The sequence below is a fragment of the Mangrovibacter plantisponsor genome, assembly GCF_003182475.1.
GTDB lineage: Bacteria > Pseudomonadota > Gammaproteobacteria > Enterobacterales > Enterobacteriaceae > Mangrovibacter > Mangrovibacter plantisponsor.
Window position 1 is genome coordinate 144,292 of sequence record NZ_QGTS01000006.1, and the last position, 23,630, is coordinate 167,921.

Here is a 23,630-nt window from a genome sequence, read left to right on the forward strand (position 1 = left end):
GACAGAATAATGAATATTTTTGAACAATATGAAGTGTGGTTTGTTATTGGTAGCCAGCATTTATATGGCCCGGAAACCTTACGTCAGGTCACTCAGCATGCAGAGCATGTTGTCAACTCGCTGAATGCAGAGGCAAAGCTCCCTTGCAAACTGGTACTGAAACCGCTTGGCACCACGCCAGATGAAATCACTTCAATTTGCCGTGAAGCGAATCACGACGAAAAATGCGCCGGGATGGTGGTTTGGCTGCATACCTTCTCTCCAGCCAAAATGTGGATCAATGGCCTGGCAATCCTGACCAAGCCTTTACTGCAATTCCACACCCAATTTAATGCGCAAATTCCGTGGGACACCATGGATATGGACTTCATGAACCTGAACCAGACAGCACACGGCGGCCGCGAGTTTGGGTTCATCGGCGCGAGAATGCGCCAGCAACACAGCGTAGTAACAGGCCACTGGCAGGATGGTGAAGCCCATAAACGCATTGGCTCCTGGATGCGCCAGGCGGTATCTAAATTGAATACCCGCCATATCAAAGTTGCCCGTTTCGGCGACAACATGCGTGAAGTTGCCGTGACCGACGGTGACAAAGTCGCTGCACAAATCAAATTCGGCTTTTCCGTGAACTACTATGCGGTTGGCGACCTGGTCAGTGTGGTCAATGCTGTCAGCCAGGGTGATATCAATGCACTGGTTGATGAATATGAAAGCAGCTACCGCCTGAGTGCAGCGGCACAGGTAAATGGTGATAAACGCCAAAACGTTATTGATGCGGCACGTATTGAACTGGGTATGAAGCGCTTCCTGGAACAAGGCGGCTTCCACGCATTTACCACAACATTTGAAGACCTCTACGGCCTGAAACAACTGCCAGGTCTGGCAGTTCAACGCCTGATGCAGCAAGGCTACGGCTTTGCTGGTGAAGGCGACTGGAAAACCGCCGCCCTGCTTCGCATTATGAAAGTGATGTCAACCGGTCTGCAGGGCGGCACCTCATTTATGGAGGATTACACTTACAACTTCGAGTCCGGTAACGACATGGTACTTGGCTCACACATGTTGGAAGTTTGCCCTTCCATTGCTACCGCAGAAAAACCGCTTCTGGATGTCCAGCACCTGGGGATTGGCGGTAAAGAAGACCCGGCACGCCTGATTTTCTCAACCAAAACTGGCCCGGCCATTAACGCCAGCCTGATAGACATGGGTGACCGTTTCCGCCTGCTGGTCAACTGTGTTGATGCGGTTGAAGCACCACATGCACTACCGAAACTGCCAGTTGCCAATGCACTCTGGAAAGCACAGCCAGACCTGAACACAGCCTCTGAAGCCTGGATTCTGGCTGGCGGCGCACACCATACCGTATTCAGCCAGGCACTCAACCTGGACGATATGCGTCAGTTTGCAGAAATGCACGACATTGAGCTTGCAGTAATTGATAACGATACACGCCTTCCTGCCTTTAAAGATGCACTGCGCTGGAACGAAATGTATTACAGCTTTAAACGGTAGTAACAGGGGAACTTTGGCCAGCCTTATCGGCTGGCCCTTCTTTTCTCTGGAGGATAACGATGCTTGAAGACTTGAAACGTCAGGTTCTCGAAGCCAACCTGGCTTTACCTGAACACAACCTGGTCACCCTGACATGGGGTAATGTCAGTGCGGTAGACCGCGAAGCCGGTGTTTTTATCATTAAACCCTCTGGGGTGGATTACACCGTGATGACCGCTGAAGATATGGTGGTCGTGAGCCTGGAGACCGGCGAAGTAGTTGAAGGAAACAAGAAACCTTCTTCAGATACCCCAACTCACCGCATCCTGTATCAGCAGTTTCCTGATATTGGCGGTATTGTGCATACCCACTCGCGGCATGCCACTATTTGGGCACAAGCTGGCCAAAGCATTCCGGCGACTGGCACCACCCATGCGGACTATTTTTACGGTTCCATTCCCTGCACCCGTAAAATGACCGATGCCGAAATCAATGGAGACTATGAGTGGCAAACCGGCGAAGTTATTGTGGAGACCTTCCGTCAACGCGATACCGACCCGAACCAAATGCCGGGTGTACTGGTACATTCCCATGGGCCTTTCGCCTGGGGTAAAAATGCGCTGGATGCCGTACACAATGCCATAGTGATGGAAGAAGTTGCGTATATGGGCATTTTCTGCCGCCAGTTAGCGCCACAGTTACCCGATATGCAGCAAACCCTGCTCGATAAACACTACCTGCGCAAACATGGTGCCAAAGCGTATTACGGCCAGTAATCGCGCCGCCAGCCAGGAATACTGTACATAAATGCAGTGACACAACGGTTTTCAGGGTATACTGAAAACCGTTTATTTTGAGGGAAACCTGAGTGTCACAGGCAAGAGCCGGTTTTGTTCTCACCCGGCACTGGCGGGATACCCCGCAAGGTACAGAGATTGAATTCTGGCTGGCAACAGATGCCGGGCCGGTCTGTGCCCGGCTTCCTCCCCAGCAATCAACCGCTTTCATTCCAGAATCACAGATGGCGCGCGCTCAGGCACTGCTGGGCAGTGAACCACACCTGCGCTGGGTATCACTACCGTTAAACGATTTCCACCACCAGCCGGTGTGTGCGCTTTATTGCCAGCAATACCGGCAGTTGTTGCGCATTGAAAAAGTACTGCGCGAAGCCGGTATTACCGTCTACGAAGCGGATATTCGCCCCCCAGAACGTTACCTGATGGAACGTTTCATTACCGCGCCAGTCTGGGTCGATGGTGAACACCAGCCACTGCGAATTCACCAGGCAAAAATGAAGCCGCACCCGGATTACCGCCCAAATTTACGCTGGGTTTCTCTGGATATCGAAACTAACCGGCATGGCGAGCTCTACTGCATTGGTCTGGAAGGCTGCGGGCAACGCCAGGTGTTTATGCTGGGCAACCCACCAGAAGCCCTTGCCCCAACTGATTTTCAACTGACCTTTATTCCTGACAGAGCCGGTCTTATCCACAGCCTGAACCAGTGGGTTGCCGAACATGATCCGGATGTCATTATTGGCTGGAATGTAATTCAGTTCGATTTACGCATCTTGCAGAAACAGGCAGATAAATTCGGTGTTCGTCTGCTACCAGGCAGGGAACAGCGTGAAATTGAGTGGCGCGAACATGGTTACAACCAGGGGTATTTTTTCGCACAGATCCCAGGGCGCCTGGTGGTTGATGGTATTGAAGCGCTGAAATCTGCTTTTTGGAGTTTTCCGTCGTTTTCCCTCGAGTCAGTTGCTCAGGAATTGCTGGGCGAAGGGAAAGATATTGACGATCCCTGGGATCGCATGGCGGAAATAGACCGGCGCTTCCACCAGGATAAAGTGGCGCTGGCACAATACAATTTAAAAGACTGTGAGCTGGTCACCCGTATTTTCAGGCACACTGACATCATGCCGTTTTTACTGGAGCGAGCGGCGGTTAATGGCCTGCAGGCAGACCGCCATGGTGGGTCTGTTGCCGCTTTTTGTCACCTCTATTTTCCACGTATGCACCGGGCGGGTTATGTTGCGCCAAATCTGGGGGAAATTCCCCCTCAGGCAAGCCCTGGCGGCTACGTGATGGACTCAAGGCCTGGCCTGTATGACTCGGTGCTGGTTCTGGATTTTAAAAGCCTCTATCCGTCGATTATTCGCACATTTCTTATCGACCCGGTTGGGCTGGTGGAAGGCCAGTTGCATGCAGATAAACAGCACGCCGTTGAAGGGTTTCTTGGTGCCTGGTTTTCCCGCGAAAAACATTGCCTGCCTGAAATCGTCAGCCAAATATGGCAAGGCAGGGAACGAGCCAAACAGCAAAAGAATGCTCCGCTATCGCAGGCGCTAAAAATCCTGATGAATGCATTTTATGGTGTACTGGGCACCTCTGCCTGCCGCTTTTTTAACCCGCAACTGGCTTCATCGATTACGATGCGCGGCCATGCCATTATGCGCCAGACCAGAGAACTTATTGAGTCGCAAGGGTTTGATGTCATTTATGGCGATACCGATTCCACCTTCGTGTGGCTGAAACACGCGCACAGCGAAGAAGCTGCCGATGCGGCCGGCAGGCGCCTGGTTAGTTTGGTCAATCAGTGGTGGCGCGACCACCTGCATGAAACACAACAACTCGAGAGCGTGCTGGAACTGGAATACGAAACCCATTACAGCCGTTTTCTGATGCCGACAATTCGCGGTGCCGAAACGGGCAGTAAAAAACGTTATGCAGGCCTGGTTATGCGCGAAGGTAAACAGCAACTGGTGTTTAAAGGGCTGGAAACCGTACGCACCGACTGGACTCCCCTTGCACAAACCTTCCAGAAAAATCTCTACCAACGTGTTTTTCTGCACCAACCTTATGAAGATTATATTCGCGAGACTATTGCCAGCCTGATGGCTGGCGAACTGGATGACCAACTGGTATACCGCAAGCGGCTGCGTCGGCCACTGGATGATTACCAGAGAAATATTCCCCCTCACGCCAGAGCTGCGCGGCTTGCCAACGAATTTGACCGCCGCGCCGGGCGGCCACCACGCTATAGTGGGCGAGGCACAGTGAAGTATGTCTGGACGCTGCAAGGCCCGGAGCCTGCGGGGCTTGCGCAATCGCCACTTGACTATGAACACTACCTTACGCGGCAGCTACAACCCATTGCCGAAGGAATTTTACCCTTCCTGGGTAAGGAGTTTGCTACACTAGTAACGGGGCAACTTGGGTTATTTTGACAGGTGACGAATGCGTTGCCATCCATTACCATAGCGCCCTTTCCGGGTCATATCCCAAAACTCATAACAGAATTCTTCAACGTGCCGCCGCCTTGTGCCGACGGCAGTAATGCTATTGCCTGCAACTTTTAGATATACAACAGAGCCGAATATTTATGCCTTTTACACTTGGTCAGCGCTGGATCAGCGATACGGAAAGCGAACTGGGATTGGGAACAGTAGTAGCAATTGATGCCCGCATGGTGACATTACTGTTCCCGGCAACCGGAGAAAATCGTCTGTATGCCAGAAATGACTCCCCTATCACCCGCGTGATGTTTAACCCCGGGGATACCATTACCAGCCATGAGGGCTGGCAGTTAAAAGTGGATGAAGTCAAGGAAGAGAACGGGTTACTCGCCTATCTGGGTACCCGTGAAGACACCCAGGAAAGTGGCGTCATACTGCGTGAGGTACTGCTGGACAGTAAACTGGTGTTCAGTAAACCGCAGGATCGCCTGTTTGCCGGCCAGATTGACCGCATGGACCGTTTTGCACTGCGCTTTCGTGCCCGCAAATACCAGAGCGAGCAATACCGTATGCCGTGGAGTGGCCTGCGCGGTATGCGCACCAGCCTGATCCCACACCAGTTGCATATTGCCAACGACGTTGGCCGCCGTCATGCTCCCCGTGTGTTACTTGCCGATGAAGTCGGGCTGGGTAAAACCATTGAAGCAGGCATGGTAATTCACCAGCAATTGCTCAGTGGTGCCGCTGAGCGTGTTTTGGTTATTGTTCCGGAAACCCTGCAACACCAGTGGCTGGTAGAAATGCTGCGCCGCTTTAACCTGCGGTTTGCGCTGTTTGACGATGAACGATACGCAGAAGCGCAACACGACAGCGAGAACCCGTTTTATACCGAACAACTGATTATTTGCTCACTGGACTTTGTGCGCCGCAACAAGCAGCGCCTGGAAAACCTGTGCGAAGCCGAGTGGGATTTAATGGTGGTGGATGAAGCTCACCATTTGGTATGGAGCGAAGAAGCTCCCAGCCGCGAATACCAGGTCATTGAACAACTGGCTGAACGCGTACCAGGCGTGTTGTTGTTAACCGCGACCCCGGAACAGCTTGGCATGCAAAGCCATTTTGCCCGCCTGCGCCTGTTAGACCCAAGCCGTTTTCATGATTACGAAGCATTTGTTGCCGAGCAAAATAACTTCCGCCCGGTTGCCGATGCCGTTTCCCTGTTGCTGGAAGGTAACCATCTGAGTGATGAAACCCTCAATACGCTGAGCGAGCTGATTGGCGAACAGGATATCGAACCGTTACTGAAAGCGGCTAATAGTGGTGGTGAAAGCAGTGAAGCCGCCCGTCAGGAACTGGTTTCCATGCTGACAGACCGCCACGGTACCAGCCGGGTGCTGTTCCGTAACACCCGCAGCAGTGTGAAAGGCTTCCCTCAGCGCGAACTCCATACAATTCGCCTGCCATTACCCACTCAGTACCAAACAGCTATAAAAGTCTCCGGCATTATGAGTGCGCGTAAAACGGCGGAAGAGCGCGCCCGCGACATGCTTTATCCGGAACAGATTTACCAGGAATTTGAAGGCGACAGCGGCACCTGGTGGAACTTTGACCCGCGGGTTGACTGGCTGATGGGCTACCTCACCAGCCACCGCTCACAAAAAGTTCTGGTTATTTGCGCCAAGGCAACGACAGCACTGCAACTGGAGCAGGTATTACGCGAGCGTGAAGGGATCCGCGCAGCTGTATTCCATGAAGGTATGTCAATTATTGAGCGTGACCGTGCAGCAGCCTGGTTCGCCGAGGAAGATACCGGCGCACAGGTGCTGTTATGCTCGGAAATTGGTTCTGAAGGGCGTAACTTCCAGTTTGCCAGCAACATGGTAATGTTTGACCTGCCATTTAACCCTGACTTGCTTGAACAGCGTATCGGGCGTCTGGACCGTATCGGCCAGGCTCACGACATCCAGATTCACGTACCGTATCTGGAAAATACCGCGCAATCCATCCTGGTTCGCTGGTATCACGAAGGGCTCGATGCCTTTGAACATACCTGCCCAACTGGCCGCGCCATTTACGATGACGTCTATGAATCACTGATTGGCTACCTGGCAGCCCCCGAAAACGAAGACGGCTTTGCTGAGCTGATTCACCGCTGCCGCACCCAGCATGACGCACTGAAAACTCAGTTAGAACAGGGCCGTGACCGCCTGCTGGAGATTCACTCCAACGGTGGCGAAAAAGCCCAGGCGCTGGCCAATGAAATCGCAGAACAGGATGATGATACTGCACTGGTAAACTTTGCCATGAACCTGTTCGACATTATCGGCATCAACCAGGATGACAAAGGCGATAACATGATTATCCTGACGCCATCCGACCATATGCTGGTACCGGATTTCCCGGGCTTGCCTGAAGATGGCTGCACAATAACCTTCAGCCGCGATGTCGCGCTTTCACGTGAAGATGCCCAGTTCATTACCTGGGAACATCCTTTGATTCGTAATGGCCTTGATCTGATTCTGTCGGGCGATACCGGTAGTTGCGCGCTTTCCTTGCTCAAAAACAAGGCGCTGCCCGTTGGCACATTGCTGGTCGAAATGGTGTATGTCGTTGAAGCCAAAGCGCCCAAACAACTTCAGTTGCAGCGCTTCCTGCCACCGACACCAGTACGTATGCTGCTGGACAAAAATGGCACCAACCTGGCAGCGCAGGTGGAATTCGAAAGCTTTAACCGCCAGTTAAGTGCGGTGAACCGCCATACCAGCAGCAAACTGATCAATGCCGTACAGCAGGATGTGCATGAGATTTTGCAACATGGCGAAGAGCAGGTGGGGAAAGCGGCACAAGCGTTAATCGATGCGGCGACAAAAGAGGCGGATGAGAAACTGTCTGCCGAATTATCACGCCTTGAAGCGTTGAAAGCCATTAACCCCAATATTCGCGACGACGAACTGAGTGCAATTGAAGATAACCGCCAGCAAGTGCTGGAGAGTTTGTCTGAGGCCTCATGGCGGCTCGATGCGCTGCGCCTGATTGTGGTCACGCACCAGTAAGGAAATGACAACGATGCTGGAGTTTTACTCTCCGCCACAAGACCCGTGGCTGGTCATTCTGTATCAGGATGAGCATATTATGGTGGTGAACAAGCCATCCGGGTTGCTTTCCGTACCCGGTCGGCTGGAAGAGCATAAAGACAGCGTGATGACGCGGATTCAGCGCGATTATCCCACTGCCGAATCTGTTCACCGGCTCGATATGGCGACCAGCGGTGTTATCGCTGTGGCGCTGACCAAAGCAGCGGAGCGTGAACTCAAGCGCCAGTTTCGGGAGCGCGAGCCAAAGAAACAGTACGTGGCGCGAATTTGGGGGCACCCGGAGAAAGCGGAAGGTATCGTTGATTTACCACTGATTTGTGACTGGCCTAACCGCCCCAAACAAAAAGTCTGTTTTGAGACGGGTAAACCCGCACAAACTGAGTACGAAGTGGTGGAGTATGCGCCGGATATGACAGCCAGAGTGATTCTGCGCCCCATTACCGGGCGCTCGCACCAATTGCGTGTTCATATGCAGGCGCTGGGCCACCCTATCCTGGGTGATAAGTTCTATGCCACTCCCGAAGCCCGGGCAATGGCATCACGCTTATTGTTACACGCAGAGTCATTGACCATTACGCACCCGGCTTTTGGCAACAGCATGACATTCCGGGCACTTGCCGACTTCTGACCCACAGCCCGGTTAACCACCGGGCTGAGTCTGATGACAAACCTCATGTCCGCACAGAACCAGAGGGTGTCACCCGATAAAAAAAACCAGGAAAATCAATTCATTGATTTTCGCCCACTAACTAAAAAGAAGGGAAAACCACGCTTTTTCCTTCTTTTTCATCAATCTGAGCCCGGCTGACTACCGGGCTATTTTACTTCTGCCTGGGTTGAAAAACCCCCAGGCTAGCGAAACCCTTTTTCTTTTTTGATCAAATCATAAGCCTGCTGAATTTCCTGGGCTTTCTGTTTTGCCATTTGCATCATCTGCTTCGGCAGGCCTTTCGCCACCAGCTTGTCCGGATGGTGTTCGCTCATCAACTTACGGTATGCCCGCTTGATTGTCGTCGCATCATCAGATGACTTCACTCCGAGGACATTGCAGGCATCCTGCAAAGTTGGCCCACGTTGCGTTTGCTGGTAACCGCCCTGCTGGCCAGAAGAAGAGTGCTGATACCCGCCACCAAATTGTGCCCCGCCCTGCATCATGCGCAAAAACTGGTCAAACTGTAGCCGGGAGATCCCCAGTTCTTCAGCTATCACATACAGAACATCGCGCTCTTTCGGGTGCAACGAGCCGTCGGCAAAGGCAGCCTGAATCTGAATTTCCAGAAACATCCGAATCAGGTCGAAACGCCCAAAACATACGCTGCGCAGTTGTGTCATTTTATCGCGCAGCGGGTAAGAGGCACCTTTCCCTACACGAAATGCATGCTGAGCAGCCACGCGCGAGTCACCATGCAATTGCATCCGCTCCATTAATTGCGAAGCAACATGGATATCCGCTTCCGTTACGCGCCCTTTTGCCTTGGTCAGATGCCCCATCACCTCAAACGTGGTATTGAAGAACATCGTCTGTCGTTGTTGTTGACTGGTAAACCAGGCAGAGCGCATGCGCATGCGGTCAAATAAGTGACCAATCAGCAAACCGCCAATTGCGCCCCAAAACCCGCCGCCGAAGATAATTCCCAGCGCAATACCAATCACTTTTCCCCAATACTGCATATACTCCCCAAATGGTCATGCTGTCAGACCGAAATTCATTTATCATACCTGTCATTCATAACTGAGCCTAATAACAGGCGTGTAAACAGGCTGGATTAACACTGGCACTATGATAACGACTACGTTAGTCTCTTTCCGTTTGCCTACGCTAAGTCCCTGATGACAGAACAACGAAAAACACGTATGAAAAAACGTATTCCCACCTTGCTGGCAACCCTTATCGGTTCGGCTTTGTACAGCCAACAAGGTTTTACCGCCGATCTCGCATCACAGTGCATGCTGGGTGTGCCCAGCTACAATCGTCCGTTGGTTCAGGGCGATACTAATGATCTGCCCGTAACAATCAATGCCGATCATGCAAAAGGCAATTATCCAGACAACGCTACTTTCACCGGAAATGTAGACATTGCACAGGGTAACAGCCGCCTGCAATCTGACGAAGTACAACTTCACCAGAAACAGGCAGAAGGTCAAACTACACCGGTCAGGACTGTCGATGCACTGGGTAATGTGCACTATGATGACAATCAGATCATCCTGAAAGGTCCGAAAGCGTGGTCTAACCTCAACACAAAAGACACAAATGTGTGGGATGGCGATTATCAAATGGTCGGGCGGCAGGGCCGAGGCACAGCCGACCTGATGAAACAGCGTGACAATAATCGCTACACGATTCTGGAAAATGGCACCTTCACTTCTTGTCTTCCCGGCTCTAATACCTGGAGCATTGAAGGCAGCGAAGTTATCCAGGACCGCCAGGAACAAGTTGCTGAAATTTGGAACGCCCGCTTTAAACTGGGCCCGGTTCCCGTATTTTACAGCCCGTACCTGCAACTTCCTATTGGCGATAAACGCCGTTCGGGTTTCCTTATCCCAAATGCGAAATATAGCTCCACCAACGGGTTTGAGTTTTCACTCCCCTATTACTGGAATATTGCCCCTAACTTTGATGCCACCATTACTCCGCATTACATGGATAAGCGTGGCAACATTCAGTGGCAGAATGAATTCCGTTACTTAACACGCGCTGGTGCAGGGATAGTCGAATTTGACTACTTGCCATCCGACAGTGTTTACCACGATGAATACCCCAGTGAAGATAACAAGCACCGCTGGTTGTTCTACTGGAAACACTCTGGTGTGCTGGACCAGGTGTGGCGTTTTAACGTCGATTACACGAAAGTGAGCGACCCGCACTACTTTAACAACTTTGATTCAAAATATGGTTCAAGTACCGATGGTTACGCCACGCAAAAATTCAGTGTGGGTTACGCAGTACAGAACTTTGATGCCACATTATCAACCAAACAGTTCCAGGTCTTCGACACAGCCAGCAGCAACTCTTACCGCGCTGAGCCGCAGTTAGACCTTAACTTCTACCAAAATGACGTTGGGCCGTTCGATACCCATCTGTATGCCCAGGCCGTGAAGTTCACCAACGTGAACAGCAACTACCCGGAAGCGACACGCCTGCATATTGAACCGACTATCAACCTGCCGTTGTCCAATAACTGGGGAAGTCTTAATACCGAAGCGAAACTGCTGGCGACTCACTACCAGCAGACCAACCTCGATGAATACCGCTCTTATGCTAATAACAGTGCGACATCTCTGGCACTCAAAGACAGTGTTAACCGGGTGATGCCACAGTTTAAGGTTGACGGTAAAATGGTTTTCGAGCGTGATATGGACTGGAGCCAGGGCTACACCCAGACTCTGGAACCTCGCGTACAGTATCTGTATGTTCCTTATCGCGATCAAAGCCATATCTATAACTACGATTCCGCCTTCCTGCAATCTGACTATACGGGTCTGTTCCGTGACCGGACTTATGGTGGCCTTGACCGTATTGCATCAGCAAACCAGGTGTCTACCGGTGTCACAACCCGTGTTTATGATGAAAATTCAGTGGAACGTTTTAACGCTTCTGTTGGTCAAATCTACTATTTCACCCGGTCCCGTACTGGCGATGACAACATAAACTGGGAAAATAATGACCACCAGACGGGTGCTGTTGTCTGGGCTGGAGACTCCTACTGGCGGATCTCAAACCGTTGGGGATTACGCGGTGGCGTAGAGTATGATACCCGCATGGACAACGTGGCAACCGGTAGCGGTTCACTGGAATACCGCCGGGATGCTGACCGGATGGTGCAGTTAACGTACCGTTATGCCAGTCCGGAATATATTCAGGCCACACTGCCAGCTTACTCAACCAGCGAGCAGTATGAAAACGGGATTTCCCAGGTGGGGATGGCCGCAAGCTGGCCGATTGTTGACCGCTGGTCTGTTGTTGGTGCGTACTACTACGATACCAAAGCAAACCAACCGGCGGACCAAATGCTGGCTTTGCAATATAACTCCTGCTGCTACGCGATTCGTGTTGGCTATGAAAGGAAAATTAATGGTTGGCAGAACGACCAAAGTAAGTATGACAACGTGATTGGCTTCAACATTGAATTGCGTGGGCTGAGTTCTAACTATGGCCTTGGCACGCATCAAATGTTGCGCTCCAACATTCTGCCGTATCAAAGCTCACTGTAGTCTTGATTGATTTGAAACATAATCCGCATTGCGGTTAATCAGAAATGGAAAACCTATGATGAACTGGAGAAAGCTGCTTCCTGGTATCGCGCTGGCCCTGTTGGTGAATACCGGTTTCGCAGCTCCACAAGTTGTTGATAAAGTGGCGGCCGTCGTCAATAACGGCGTAGTACTGGAAAGTGATGTTGATGGGCTGATGCAGTCCGTAAAAATGAACGCAGGTGAAGCCGGGCAACAACTTCCTGACGACAACACCCTTCGCCACCAGATCCTCGAAAGACTCATCATGGATCAGATAGTGCTGCAGATGGGCCAGAAAATGGGCGTTAAAATCAGCGATGATCAACTGGATCAGGCTATTGCCAATATTGCCCAGCAAAACCACATGACAATGGATCAACTGCGCAGTCGTCTGGCCTATGACGGTATGAACTACAACACATACCGTGCGCAGATCCGCAAAGAAATGCTTATCTCAGAAGTGCGTAATAACGAAGTTCGCCGCCGTGTCACTATTCTGCCTCAGGAAGTGGATGCACTGGCAAAACAGATGGGCAACCAGAATGATGCCAGCACCGAACTTAATTTGAGCCACATTCTGATTCCGTTACCTGAAAACCCAACGGCTGATCAAGTCAGCCAGGCACAAAGCCAGGCTGAAGATATTATCAGCCAGGCGCGTAACGGCACCGACTTCGCCAAACTGGCAATTACCTATTCCGCCGACCAGCAGGCACTGAAAGGTGGGCAAATGGGTTGGGGTCGTATTCAGGAACTGCCGTCTATCTTTGCTCAGGCTCTCAGCACCGCGAAGAAAGGCGATATTATTGGCCCGATTCGTTCCGGTGTGGGTTTCCATATCCTGAAAGTGAACGATATCCGCGGGCAGTCACAGAATATTTCTGTTACCGAAGTCCATGCCCGCCATATTTTGATTAAGACCTCACCTATCATGAGTGATGCACAGGCGCGTGCGAAACTGGAACAAATCGCTGCGGATATCCGTAGCGGGAAAACCACGTTTGCTGCGGCAGCACGTGCCAATTCTGATGACCCCGGTTCTGCAAACCAGGGCGGTGACCTGGGCTGGTCCTCCCCGGACGTTTACGATCCGGCTTTCCGCGATGCTCTGATGCACCTGCAAAAAGGGCAAATGAGCCAGCCAGTCCACTCTTCCTTTGGCTGGCACCTGATTGAACTGCTGGATACCCGTCGTGTGGATAAAACCGATGAAGCACAAAAAGACAGGGCTTACCGCATGCTGTTCAACCGCAAATTCTCAGAGGAAGCGGCAACCTGGATGCAGGAACAACGCGCCAGCGCGTATGTGAAAATCCTGGATAATTAATCTGGATATTTAAGTGAAAATACCACGTGTAGTGATCACTCCCGGCGAACCTGCCGGGATTGGCCCTGATTTAGTTGCCGAACTGGCACAACGGGCCTGGCCGGTTGAACTGGTTGTTTGCGCAGATCCCGAACTATTACTGTCACGGGCCAGGGCACTGAACCTGCCGCTGGTATTACGCAATTATCAGGCCAGTGAAGCACCACAGCCCCAACAGGCGGGTTCACTGACATGCCTGCCAGTATCCTTGCATACACCGTCTATTCCCGGGCAGTTGGCTAAAGACAATGGCTCTTATGTCACTGAAACACTCGCCCGGGCAGCGCAGGGTTGCATTGAGGGTGAGTTTGCAGCACTGGTAACTGGCCCGGTGCATAAAGGTGTTATCAATGACGCAGGCATTCCTTTCACAGGCCATACAGAATTCTTCCAGATGCAGGCTGGCTGTGAAAAAGTAGTAATGATGCTGGCGACAGAGTCATTACGTGTTGCACTGGCAACCACCCATTTACCCATCAAGGCCGTCAGTGACGCCATTACGGTGGAGTCACTGCATCAGGTTATTGCCATTTTACACCATGACCTGCGTTCCAAATTCGGTATCGCTCAGCCGCGAATCCTGGTTTGCGGGCTCAACCCTCACGCGGGTGAAGGTGGGCATATGGGCACTGAAGAAATAGAAACTATTACGCCAGTGCTTGATAGCCTGCGTGCACAAGGCATGAAACTGGAAGGCCCACTCCCCGCAGACACACTTTTTCAGCCCAAATACCTCGATAATGCAGATGCTGTCCTGGCTATGTATCACGATCAGGGCTTACCCGTGCTAAAATATCAGGGATTTGGCCGTGCGGTGAATATCACCCTCGGCCTGCCTTTTATTCGCACTTCTGTTGATCACGGCACCGCGCTGGACCTGGCCGGTACCGGGAAAGCAGATGTCGGCAGTTTTATCACGGCGCTTAATCTCGCCATTACCATGATTACAAAGAGTCAATGAATAATCGCGTCCACCAGGGGCATTTAGCCCGTAAACGTTTTGGGCAAAACTTCCTTAATGATCAATTTGTTATTGAAAGTATTGTCTCTGCCATCAATCCACAAAAAGGCCAGTCACTGGTCGAAATCGGCCCGGGTTTGGGTGCGCTGACAGAGCCCGTTGGTGAACGGCTGGATGCACTGACTGTTGTTGAGCTCGACAGGGATCTTGCTGCCCGTCTGCAAACTCACCCTTTCCTTGCGCCAAAACTGACCATTTACCAGCAAGACGCCATGACAATGGACTTTGCGGAACTGGCTAAAAAACAAGGCCAGGCTTTACGTGTATTCGGCAACCTGCCGTATAACATTTCTACGCCGCTTATGTTCCACCTGTTTAGCTATACTGATGCCATTGCTGACATGCACTTTATGTTGCAAAAAGAAGTGGTCAACCGCCTGGTTGCAGGCCCCGGCACGAAAGCGTATGGTCGGTTAAGTGTAATGGCGCAGTATTACTGCAAGGTTATTCCGGTTCTGGAAGTACCACCAAGTGCATTCACACCACCACCTAAGGTTGATTCAGCCGTAGTCAGGCTTGTTCCGCATGCAACATTGCCACACCCTGTCAAAGCGTTGAATATCCTGAACCGGATTACCACTGCAGCCTTCAACCAAAGAAGGAAAACATTGCGTAACAGCTTAGGCAATTTATTCACGCCGGAAACACTGGCTGAGCTGGGTGTGGATTCCGCTCTGCGGGCCGAAAATGTCTCCGTTGCCCAATATTGCCAGATGGCTAATTTTTTAGCTGAGAATCCCCCGTCGCAGGAGAATTAAGCTATGACAGCATCGCCCCGTGTTTGTGTGCAGGTACAGAGTGTTTATGTCGAATCGCAATCATCCCCGGAAGATGAGCGCTTTGTTTTTGCATATACCGTTACCATCCGCAATTTGGGGCGAGAGCCTGTGCAATTACTTGGCCGCTACTGGTTAATCACTAACGGCCATGGGCGCGAAACTGAAGTACAGGGCGAAGGGGTTGTTGGTGAACAGCCGCATATTGACCCTGGCAGTGAATACCAGTACACCAGCGGTGCCGTTATCGAAACGCCGTTAGGCACGATGGAAGGGCATTATGAAATGATTGATGCCAATGGTAATGCTTTCCGCCTGGCCATCCCTGTTTTCCGCCTGGCCGTTCCAACCCTGATTCATTAAGCGCCTATGTCCACATATTTAATTGGTGATGTTCACGGCTGTTATGACGAGCTGGTAGCCTTGCTTGGCCAGGTAAACTTCACGCCAGAGGCCGATACGTTGTGGCTGACGGGGGACCTGGTTGCCCGTGGCCCGAAGTCCTTAGAGGTTTTGCGCTACGTCCGTAGTCTGGGCGACAGTGTGCGCATTGTGCTGGGTAATCACGATCTGCATTTATTGGCAGTCTACGCCGGTATTAGCCGCAATAAACCCAAAGACCTGGTCACTCCGCTGCTGGAAGCACCAGATGCAGATACCCTGATTAACTGGCTACGCCGCCAGCCATTGCTTCAGGTGGATGAAGCAAACCGTCTGGTTATGGCACATGCAGGTATTACCCCTCAATGGGATTTATCTGCCGCCATCGCCTGTGCCGGAGAGGTTTCCGCAGTGCTGTCCAGCGACAGTTACCCTTTGTTCCTTGATGCCATGTATGGCGATATGCCTAATAACTGGTCGCCACAGCTTACCGGGTTGGCGCGCCTGCGTTTTTCAACCAATGCGCTGACCAGAATGCGTTATTGTTTTGCCAATGGGCAACTGGATATGTACTGCAAAGATGCACCGGGCAACGCGCCTTCCCTGTTGAAACCCTGGTTTTCATTACCTGGGCCGGTAAAGGAAGAGTACAGTATTGCCTTCGGTCACTGGGCATCACTGGAAGGGCAAGGTACACCAGACGGCGTGTATGCGCTGGATACCGGCTGTTGCTGGGGTGGGGCATTAACCTGCCTGCGCTGGGAAGATAAAGCCTGGTTCCATCAGGCCTCATTACGCCCGGAAATTACCAACGAGATATAACAACAACGCCTGTCTGAGCAAACCGACAGGCGTTGGTGAATCTGCAATAACACCCACTCAGTGAATAGTGTTAGCTACGCTCCAGGATCTCAAAGCAGTAGCTGTGGCTGTTTTTGTCGTCAGCATCGTGAAACTCACTGAACACCGACTGCCATTCGTCCGTTTCATATTCAGGGAAGTGCGTATCGCCTTCTACTTCAGCATCAATATGAGTCAGATACAGGCGATGAGCCATTGGCAGGAACTGCTGGTAAACATGCCCACCACCAATCACCATCACTTCAGGGTCTTCAGCACACAGCGCAAGCGCTTCTTCTACTGAACTCACCCACAGTACGCGGTCATCATTACCCGGAGTACGGCTGAGCACAATGTTCTTGCGCCCGGGCAATGGCCTGCCAATAGACTCCCAGGTTAACCGCCCCATAATAACTGGTTTATTCAATGTATTGCGTTTAAACCAGGCCAGATCAGCAGGCAAGTTCCAGGGCATGGCGTTTTCCATACCAATTACGCGGTCCACAGCCAGCGCAGCAATCAAACTAATCATGCAGTGCATCCTGAATATTCAAAATTGTCGCCACTATACGGAAAGCCGGGTATTTCGTCACCAGGAGACCCGCCCAAAAAAGCAGAAATATTTTCCCCCTGAGCGTTACTCCACAATCCTGCCTGAAGTCTTACCAGGTCCGCTTATTGAGGCAGAAAACCACAAGGGACTACCTTTTTTGACCCGGGGCGGATATAGTGCAGCCGCAATTTCTAACCAGGATCTCTTATGCTTGAAACAACGCTGTTCGTTATAACAATTGCTGCTCTCGGTATGCTTTCCCCGGGGCCCGATTTTTTCCTGGTTATCAAAAATGCCGCCCGCTACCCGCGTAAAGCAGCGCTAATGACTGCACTTGGTGTGATTTTTGGTGTGGTTACACATATGACTTATTGCGTTGCTGGCCTGGCCGTAGTCATCACTACCACACCATGGCTGTTTGGTTTACTGAAATACGCTGGTGCAGCATACCTTATCTGGGTTGGCCTTCAGGCGCTGTTTTCTCGTGGTGGCAGCAAAATGGATCTGAACCAGTTAACCCCGCAAAGCACTTCATTGCACAAAGCGTTTATTCAGGGGTATTTGTGTAACCTGCTTAACCCTAAAGCGACATTATTCTTTCTCGCCATGTTTACTCAAGTATTAAATGTGCATTCAGGGTTGGGAGAGAAACTGTGGTATGCCGGTATTATTGTTGGGCTGACGGTTATCTGGTGGCCGTTACTGGTGGTACTAATCCAAAGTGCCCCAGTACGCAGTGGGCTGGCGAAGGCTCAGAAAGTGGTTGATAAACTGCTCGGTGGCATGCTGCTGGTTCTGGGTATAAAAGTTGCGCTGAGCTGACATCATTCCCCTCTGTGCCACTGAGGGGAATGCCTGTTACCCCGTTATTTATCGCTGAGCTTATCCGGGTCGTCCTGCAGGCTGCCGCCATGCTTGCCCTGATCCGTTCCCTGCCAGCCGTGCCGCTGCATCACATCCAGTTGGTTGCGGTCTTGCTCAATACTTTCACTTAGCATGGCACTGGCTCGCCGCAGGGCCGCGGCCCTGGCCTGCATGTCGTCACTCGCTGCCACCATTTCTTCTACCATTCGGGTATTAAAACGCCGGAAATGATCAGCCCGTTCCCGGGCCTCATAACGGCCGACTCCCAATGCTTCAAGCGCATGGCGGCCAACCAGAATGGCACTTTCAAATGTCTCACGTTCCGCCTGTACGCCATTCTGGCGTAAATGAATGTAATGCTCTAAGTCACGCGCTCTGGCAATAATATGCAAATCAGGAAAGTGTTCATGAACCATTTCTGTCAATTGCAGGCTGACATCCGGGTCATCAATCGCGTTAATCAGTACTGAGGCCTTTTCCGCACCTGCAGAACGCAGTAAATCTTCCCGCGTGGCATCGCCATAAAATACCTGAGTGCCAAACTTACGCAGAATCTCAATATGATCCGGGTCGTGGTCGAGAACCACCACGGGAACACCACTTGCCAGCAATAAACGCCCGGCAATTTGGCCGAAACGCCCGAACCCGGCGATAATGACGCTGGGATGCTGGTCGTCAATAACATCGGCTTCCTGCTCACTGGCGGTTTCAGCGCATTCCAGCCGGTTCAGCAGCACCAGCAACAAAGGTGTCGCAGCCATAGACAACGCAACGGCGAGTGTTAATGAACGCGCCCAACTGTCGTCCAGCACCTGGGCATTTTGCGCGGCAGAAAACACAACAAAAGCAAACTCACTCCCCTGCCCCAGTAATACCGCAAACCAGCGCCATTGCCGGCGGGGAACCTGGAGTGGGCGGGCAACCAGCCACAATACCAGCGCCTTTATCAGTAAAAATCCCACCAGCAAGAGTAAAATACGCAGGGGGTAATGTGCCAAAGTACCGAAATCTACCGACATCCCGACGCCAATAAAAAACAGCCCCAGTAATAACCCCTTAAAAGGCTCAATATCACTTTCCAGAGCATGGCGGTATTCAGAGCTGGCCAGTAAAACCCCGGCAAGAAATGCGCCCATTGCCATCGAAAGCCCGGCTTCTTCAAGCAACACGCCAAACCCAAAGACCAGAAATAATGCCATGGCACTGAACACTTCCCGCAGGCCTGAGCGGGCAACGAAACGCAGCAATGGCCGTGTCACGTAACGCCCTAACACGACAACCAGTGCAAGGGCGGAAACCACCTTAGCCGCTGAAATCAAAAAGGCAGCCAGTGTGGTGGATGCGCCACTGTTAGCCAGCAATGGGATCATGGCAACCAACGGGATAGCGGCAATATCCTGAAAAAGCAGCACAGCAAAAGCACTACGCCCCATAGGAGAAAGCGCCAGGTTTCGTTCATTCATTGCCTGCATGGCTATCGCGGTAGATGACAATGCCAGTGTCAGACCAATCAGTACCGCCACCTGCCAGCTTAAACCAAGTGTGAAACAAAACGCCGCAAGGCACAGCCCACAAGCCAGCATTTGCAATGCCCCGCCACCGAACACCGAGGCGCGTAAAGTCCATAACCGGCGCGGGTCCAGCTCCAGGCCAATCACAAACAGCATCAGCACCACCCCTATTTCTGCAAAAGCAATAATAGTGTGGGCGTCAGTGACCAGGCGTAATCCCCAGGGGCCGATAAGGCAACCGGCAATCAAATAACCCAGCACAGAGCCAAGACCCAGGCGCACAGCGAGAGGCACGATAAACGCCGCCGCCCCGAGAAAAATCAGGACTTGTATCAGGTTATGGCTATCCATTGAATGACTCCTGCCAGGCCAACAAACGCTGCCGGTATAAATCTGCATGCTGAGCCAGCGTTTCATCGTCACAAATAAACGTGCTGTGCATGACATAAGGTTCCAGCCACGACAAACCACAATAGAGTGCAGTTGCCTGCACGGGTTGCGCCAGAACCTCAAACCCCGGGTGGTCTCCCAGGCTAAAGTGGTGCTCTCCACCTCCGGTCGTCACCGCCCAGAGCATATCTTTACCATGCAGAGCAGACCCGTTCCGCCCATAAGCCCAGCCATGAGACAGCACTTTATCTATCCATAATTTCATCAGAGGAGGCATGCTGTACCACTGCATAGGGTGCTGCCAGATAACCAGGTCTGCCCTGCCTAATGCCTGCTGCTCCGCAGCGACATCAATATTGAAATCCGGGTACAGCTCATAGAGCGAGCGCACCTCCACCCCTTTTAAATCAGACACATGCGCCAGCATTGCTTTATTCGCATGGGAAATATGAGGATAAGGATGTGCATAAATAATCAAAATCATAGGCTTCAGCTTGTGTATTCCTTAACAGCAACAGTAAGCATTGTAGCCTGAATACGGCTGAATAAAGACGGTGATATATTGATGATAAGGTGCAAATAAATTGGTGAGACAAAAAAGCCCGCAGAAGCGGGCTTTCAACATTACACTGGCAAACCAGGGTTATTTATTGATTTGCGCGTGCATTTCCTGCACAGAGATAACTTTCTCTTTAGCATCGGCGTTGAGGGCCATTGCTGTCGCAAAACCGCCATTCAGAGTGGTGTCATAATGCACTTTATATTGCAGCGCACTGCGGCGAATGAGTTTGGAATCCTCAATAGCCTGGCGCCCGGCGGTAGTGTTAATGATGTAGGTATATTCGCCATTCTTGATACGGTCCTGAATATGCGGACGGCCTTCATGCACTTTGTTCACCAGGCGCGGGTTAATTCCCGCCTCACCCAACACAATGGCAGTACCGTGTGTTGCATCCAGTTCAAAGCCTTGTTTCTGCAGTTTAGCAGCCAGGTCAACCACACGTTCTTTATCGCCTTCGCGAACAGAAAGCAGCGCACGGCCAGACTTCTGCATATTGGAGTTACTGCCTAATTGTGCTTTCGCAAAGGCTTCAGCAAATGTGCGCCCAACCCCCATCACTTCACCGGTAGAACGCATTTCTGGCCCCAACAGCGGGTCAACACCCGGGAATTTGTTGAATGGCAGAACCACTTCTTTAACGGAGTAGTAAGGTGGAATCACTTCCCTGGTGTAACCCTGCTCAACCAGCGTTTTACCCGTCATCACGCGTGCGGCAACTTTCGCCAGTGAGACACCCGTCGCTTTGGAGACAAATGGCACAGTACGCGCTGCACGAGGGTTCACTTCAATCAGGTAGACTTCGTTATCTTTGACTGCGAACTGGACGTTCATCAGGCCACGAACCTGCAATTCGAAAGCCAGTTTTTGAACCTGCTGGCGCATTACATCCTGAATTTCTTTGCTCAGAGTGTAAGCAGGCAGTGAGCAGGCGGAGTCACCAGAGTGAACACCAGCCTGTTCGATGTGTTCCATAATGCCGCCGATTAATACCGTTTCACCATCACAGATAGCATCAACGTCCACCTCGACTGCATCATCCAGGAAGTGGTCAAGCAGTACCGGCGCATCGTTAGATACGCTCACGGCTGTAGCAAAGTAACGGCGCAAGTCTGTTTCGTCGTAGACGATTTCCATTGCACGGCCACCGAGAACATAAGACGGGCGCACAACCAGCGGGTAGCCAATCTGCACTGCTTTTTCTACAGCCTGCTCAATTGCGGTTACTGTGGCATTTGCCGGCTGTTTCAGTTTCAGGCGCTCAACAGCATGCTGGAAACGCTCACGGTCTTCTGCACGGTCAATCGCATCCGGGCTGGTACCAATCACAGGTACACCTGCTGCTTCAAGGTCACGAGCCAGTTTCAGCGGAGTCTGGCCGCCATACTGAACAATCACACCCTTCGGTTTTTCGATTCGCACGATTTCCAGAACATCTTCCAGCGTAACCGGTTCGAAGTAGAGACGGTCTGAGGTGTCGTAATCGGTTGATACTGTTTCCGGGTTACAGTTCACCATAATGGTTTCGTAACCATCTTCACGCAGTGCGAGTGATGCATGTACACAGCAGTAGTCGAACTCAATCCCCTGCCCGATACGGTTTGGCCCACCGCCCAGCACCATGATTTTATCGCGGTCCTGATGCGGGTTAGACTCACACTCTTCATCGTAGGTTGAGTACATATACGCCGTATCAGTGGCGAACTCAGCCGCACAGGTATCAACCCGTTTGTACACCGGGTGTAAGCCATATTGCTCGCGCAGCTTACGCACTTCACCTTCGCGCACACCAGCCAGTTTCGCCAGGCGTGCATCGGCAAAGCCTTTACGTTTTAACTGGTACAGGAAATTTGCATCCAGACCATTGATGCCCACATCAGCAACCTGTTCTTCCAGGCGCACCAGCTCTTCAATTTGCACCAGGAACCAGCGGTCGATATTCGTCAGGTTGAAGACACCATCAACGGACAAACCGGCACGGAACGCATCTGCGATATACCAAATACGATCTGACCCGGCATCTTTCAGTTCACGGCGAATCTTAGTCAGTGCTTCCGGATCGTCGAGGCTGACTTTAGGATCAAAGCCTGTTGCGCCCACTTCCAGTCCACGCAGTGCTTTTTGCAGTGATTCCTGTTGTGTGCGGCCAATCGCCATCACTTCACCCACGGATTTCATTTGCGTGGTCAGGCGGTCATTTGCGCCCGCGAATTTTTCGAAGTTAAAGCGAGGAATTTTAGTAACGACATAGTCGATGGACGGTTCAAAGGAAGCAGGAGTGCGCCCCCCGGTAATGTCGTTCATCAACTCATCCAGGGTATAACCCACAGCCAGTTTGGCTGCTACTTTAGCAATCGGGAAACCAGTCGCTTTAGAAGCCAGCGCAGAAGAGCGGGAAACACGCGGGTTCATTTCGATAACAATAAGGCGCCCGTTTTTCGGGTTTACAGAAAACTGTACGTTGGAACCGCCTGTTTCAACACCAATCTCACGTAGTACCGCCATCGAAGCGTTACGCATGATTTGGTATTCTTTATCCGTCAGCGTTTGTGCCGGAGCAACGGTAATGGAATCCCCGGTATGAATCCCCATGGCATCGAAGTTTTCGATTGAGCAGACAATAATGCAGTTATCATTTTTGTCGCGCACCACTTCCATTTCATACTCTTTCCAGCCAATCAGTGATTCATCAATCAGCAGTTCACGGGTTGGGGAAAGATCCAGACCACGCTGGCAAATCTCTTCAAACTCTTCGCGGTTATAAGCGATACCGCCACCAGTACCGCCCATAGTAAAGGAAGGGCGAATAATGCAGGGGTAACCCACATCCGCAGCAACAGCCAGTGCTTCTTCCATGGTATGAGCAATACCAGAGCGCGCGGTTTCCAGACCAATTTTCTTCATCGCTTTATCAAAGCGCTGGCGGTCTTCCGCTTTATCAATGGCATCGGCGGTTGCACCAATCATGGTGACACCAAACTCTTCCAGGACGCCCTGGCGTTCCAGTTCCAGAGCACAGTTCAGTGCAGTCTGCCCGCCCATGGTAGGTAACACTGCATCCGGGCGCTCTTTTTCAATAATTTTGCGAACCACTTCCCAGTGAATGGGCTCGATGTATGTTGCATCGGCCATATTCGGGTCGGTCATGATAGTGGCCGGGTTGGAGTTCACCAGAACCACCCGGTAGCCTTCTTCGCGCAGCGCTTTACACGCCTGTGCGCCGGAATAATCGAATTCGCAAGCCTGGCCAATCACAATCGGACCAGCGCCAAGAATCAGGATGCTTTTAATATCTGTACGTTTTGGCAT

17 protein-coding genes are annotated in these 23,630 nt (G+C 51.6%); 12 read left to right on the forward strand and 5 right to left on the reverse strand.

Annotated features, from left to right (window positions below; translation table 11 throughout):
- The first annotated feature begins 9 nt into the window (after window positions 1–9).
- The 5 genes from araA (at window position 10) to rluA (ending at window position 8,452) form a co-directional block, all read left to right on the forward strand.
- Entirely contained in the window at window positions 10–1,512 is a 1,503-nt protein-coding gene (araA, locus tag DES37_RS11090) for an L-arabinose isomerase (protein ID WP_036106264.1), read from the forward strand.
- A gap of 59 nt (window positions 1,513–1,571) precedes the next feature.
- Complete coding sequence (araD, locus tag DES37_RS11095) at window positions 1,572–2,267, forward strand: L-ribulose-5-phosphate 4-epimerase (protein WP_036106268.1); 696 nt, start codon at window positions 1,572–1,574, stop codon at window positions 2,265–2,267.
- 92 nt (window positions 2,268–2,359) lie between these two features.
- Window positions 2,360–4,720 (forward strand): DNA polymerase II, encoded by a 2,361-nt coding sequence (gene polB / locus DES37_RS11100; protein WP_110025824.1) that lies wholly within the window; start codon window positions 2,360–2,362, stop codon window positions 4,718–4,720.
- Between the two features lie 155 nt (window positions 4,721–4,875).
- Window positions 4,876–7,782 carry an RNA polymerase-associated protein RapA gene (gene rapA, locus DES37_RS11105; RefSeq protein ID WP_110025825.1) on the forward strand — a complete coding sequence of 969 codons (2,907 nt, stop codon included), beginning with the start codon at window positions 4,876–4,878 and terminating at the stop codon, window positions 7,780–7,782.
- 13 nt (window positions 7,783–7,795) lie between these two features.
- A complete protein-coding gene (gene rluA / locus DES37_RS11110; RefSeq protein WP_110025826.1) occupies window positions 7,796–8,452 on the forward strand; it encodes a bifunctional tRNA pseudouridine(32) synthase/23S rRNA pseudouridine(746) synthase RluA in 657 nt (218 codons plus the stop codon).
- Window positions 8,453–8,676: 224 nt separating this feature from the next.
- On the opposite strand, the gene djlA is transcribed toward rluA, so the two are convergent.
- Window positions 8,677–9,495 carry a co-chaperone DjlA gene (gene djlA, locus DES37_RS11115; protein WP_036106280.1) on the reverse strand — a complete coding sequence of 273 codons (819 nt, stop codon included), beginning with the start codon at window positions 9,493–9,495 and terminating at the stop codon, window positions 8,677–8,679.
- A 183-nt stretch (window positions 9,496–9,678) separates the two neighbouring features.
- Here djlA and lptD point away from each other — a divergent pair, with 183 nt between their 5' ends.
- The 6 genes from lptD to apaH are packed head-to-tail and all read left to right on the forward strand — an operon-like array spanning window position 9,679 to window position 16,426.
- Window positions 9,679–12,039: an LPS assembly protein LptD gene (lptD, locus tag DES37_RS11120; RefSeq protein WP_110025827.1), complete on the forward strand. Its 2,361-nt coding sequence runs from the start codon at window positions 9,679–9,681 to the stop codon at window positions 12,037–12,039.
- Between the two features lie 55 nt (window positions 12,040–12,094).
- Window positions 12,095–13,387 carry a peptidylprolyl isomerase SurA gene (gene surA, locus DES37_RS11125; RefSeq protein WP_036106284.1) on the forward strand — a complete coding sequence of 431 codons (1,293 nt, stop codon included), beginning with the start codon at window positions 12,095–12,097 and terminating at the stop codon, window positions 13,385–13,387.
- 13 nt (window positions 13,388–13,400) lie between these two features.
- Window positions 13,401–14,387 (forward strand): 4-hydroxythreonine-4-phosphate dehydrogenase PdxA, encoded by a 987-nt coding sequence (gene pdxA, locus DES37_RS11130; protein WP_110025828.1) that lies wholly within the window; start codon window positions 13,401–13,403, stop codon window positions 14,385–14,387.
- Entirely contained in the window at window positions 14,384–15,205 is an 822-nt protein-coding gene (gene rsmA, locus DES37_RS11135) for a 16S rRNA (adenine(1518)-N(6)/adenine(1519)-N(6))-dimethyltransferase RsmA (protein WP_110025829.1), read from the forward strand. Before pdxA ends, rsmA begins: the two co-directional genes overlap by 4 nt.
- A gap of 3 nt (window positions 15,206–15,208) precedes the next feature.
- Window positions 15,209–15,586: a Co2+/Mg2+ efflux protein ApaG gene (gene apaG, locus DES37_RS11140; protein WP_036106296.1), complete on the forward strand. Its 378-nt coding sequence runs from the start codon at window positions 15,209–15,211 to the stop codon at window positions 15,584–15,586.
- Window positions 15,587–15,592: 6 nt separating this feature from the next.
- Window positions 15,593–16,426: a bis(5'-nucleosyl)-tetraphosphatase (symmetrical) ApaH gene (gene apaH / locus DES37_RS11145; RefSeq protein ID WP_110025830.1), complete on the forward strand. Its 834-nt coding sequence runs from the start codon at window positions 15,593–15,595 to the stop codon at window positions 16,424–16,426.
- 70 nt (window positions 16,427–16,496) lie between these two features.
- Here the strand turns inward: apaH and folA are convergent, their stop codons facing one another.
- Window positions 16,497–16,976, reverse strand: a complete 480-nt coding sequence (folA, locus tag DES37_RS11150) for a type 3 dihydrofolate reductase (RefSeq protein ID WP_110025831.1) — start codon at window positions 16,974–16,976, stop codon at window positions 16,497–16,499.
- A 228-nt stretch (window positions 16,977–17,204) separates the two neighbouring features.
- On the opposite strand from folA, the gene DES37_RS11155 reads away from it, so the two are divergent.
- Complete coding sequence (locus tag DES37_RS11155) at window positions 17,205–17,819, forward strand: LysE family translocator (protein WP_036106302.1); 615 nt, start codon at window positions 17,205–17,207, stop codon at window positions 17,817–17,819.
- A 44-nt stretch (window positions 17,820–17,863) separates the two neighbouring features.
- Here DES37_RS11155 and kefC read toward each other — a convergent pair whose 3' ends face one another.
- The 3 genes from kefC to carB all read right to left on the reverse strand — a co-directional run bounded on the left by kefC (window position 17,864) and on the right by carB (window position 23,630).
- The gene (gene kefC / locus DES37_RS11160) at window positions 17,864–19,723 is read right to left on the reverse strand and encodes a glutathione-regulated potassium-efflux system protein KefC (RefSeq protein ID WP_110025832.1); all 1,860 of its coding nucleotides are present in this window, start codon (window positions 19,721–19,723) and stop codon (window positions 17,864–17,866) included.
- The gene (kefF, locus tag DES37_RS11165) at window positions 19,716–20,246 is read right to left on the reverse strand and encodes a glutathione-regulated potassium-efflux system oxidoreductase KefF (RefSeq protein WP_110025833.1); all 531 of its coding nucleotides are present in this window, start codon (window positions 20,244–20,246) and stop codon (window positions 19,716–19,718) included. Before kefF ends, kefC begins: the two co-directional genes overlap by 8 nt.
- Window positions 20,247–20,405: 159 nt before the next feature.
- The gene (gene carB / locus DES37_RS11170) at window positions 20,406–23,630 is read right to left on the reverse strand and encodes a carbamoyl-phosphate synthase large subunit (RefSeq protein WP_036106311.1); all 3,225 of its coding nucleotides are present in this window, start codon (window positions 23,628–23,630) and stop codon (window positions 20,406–20,408) included.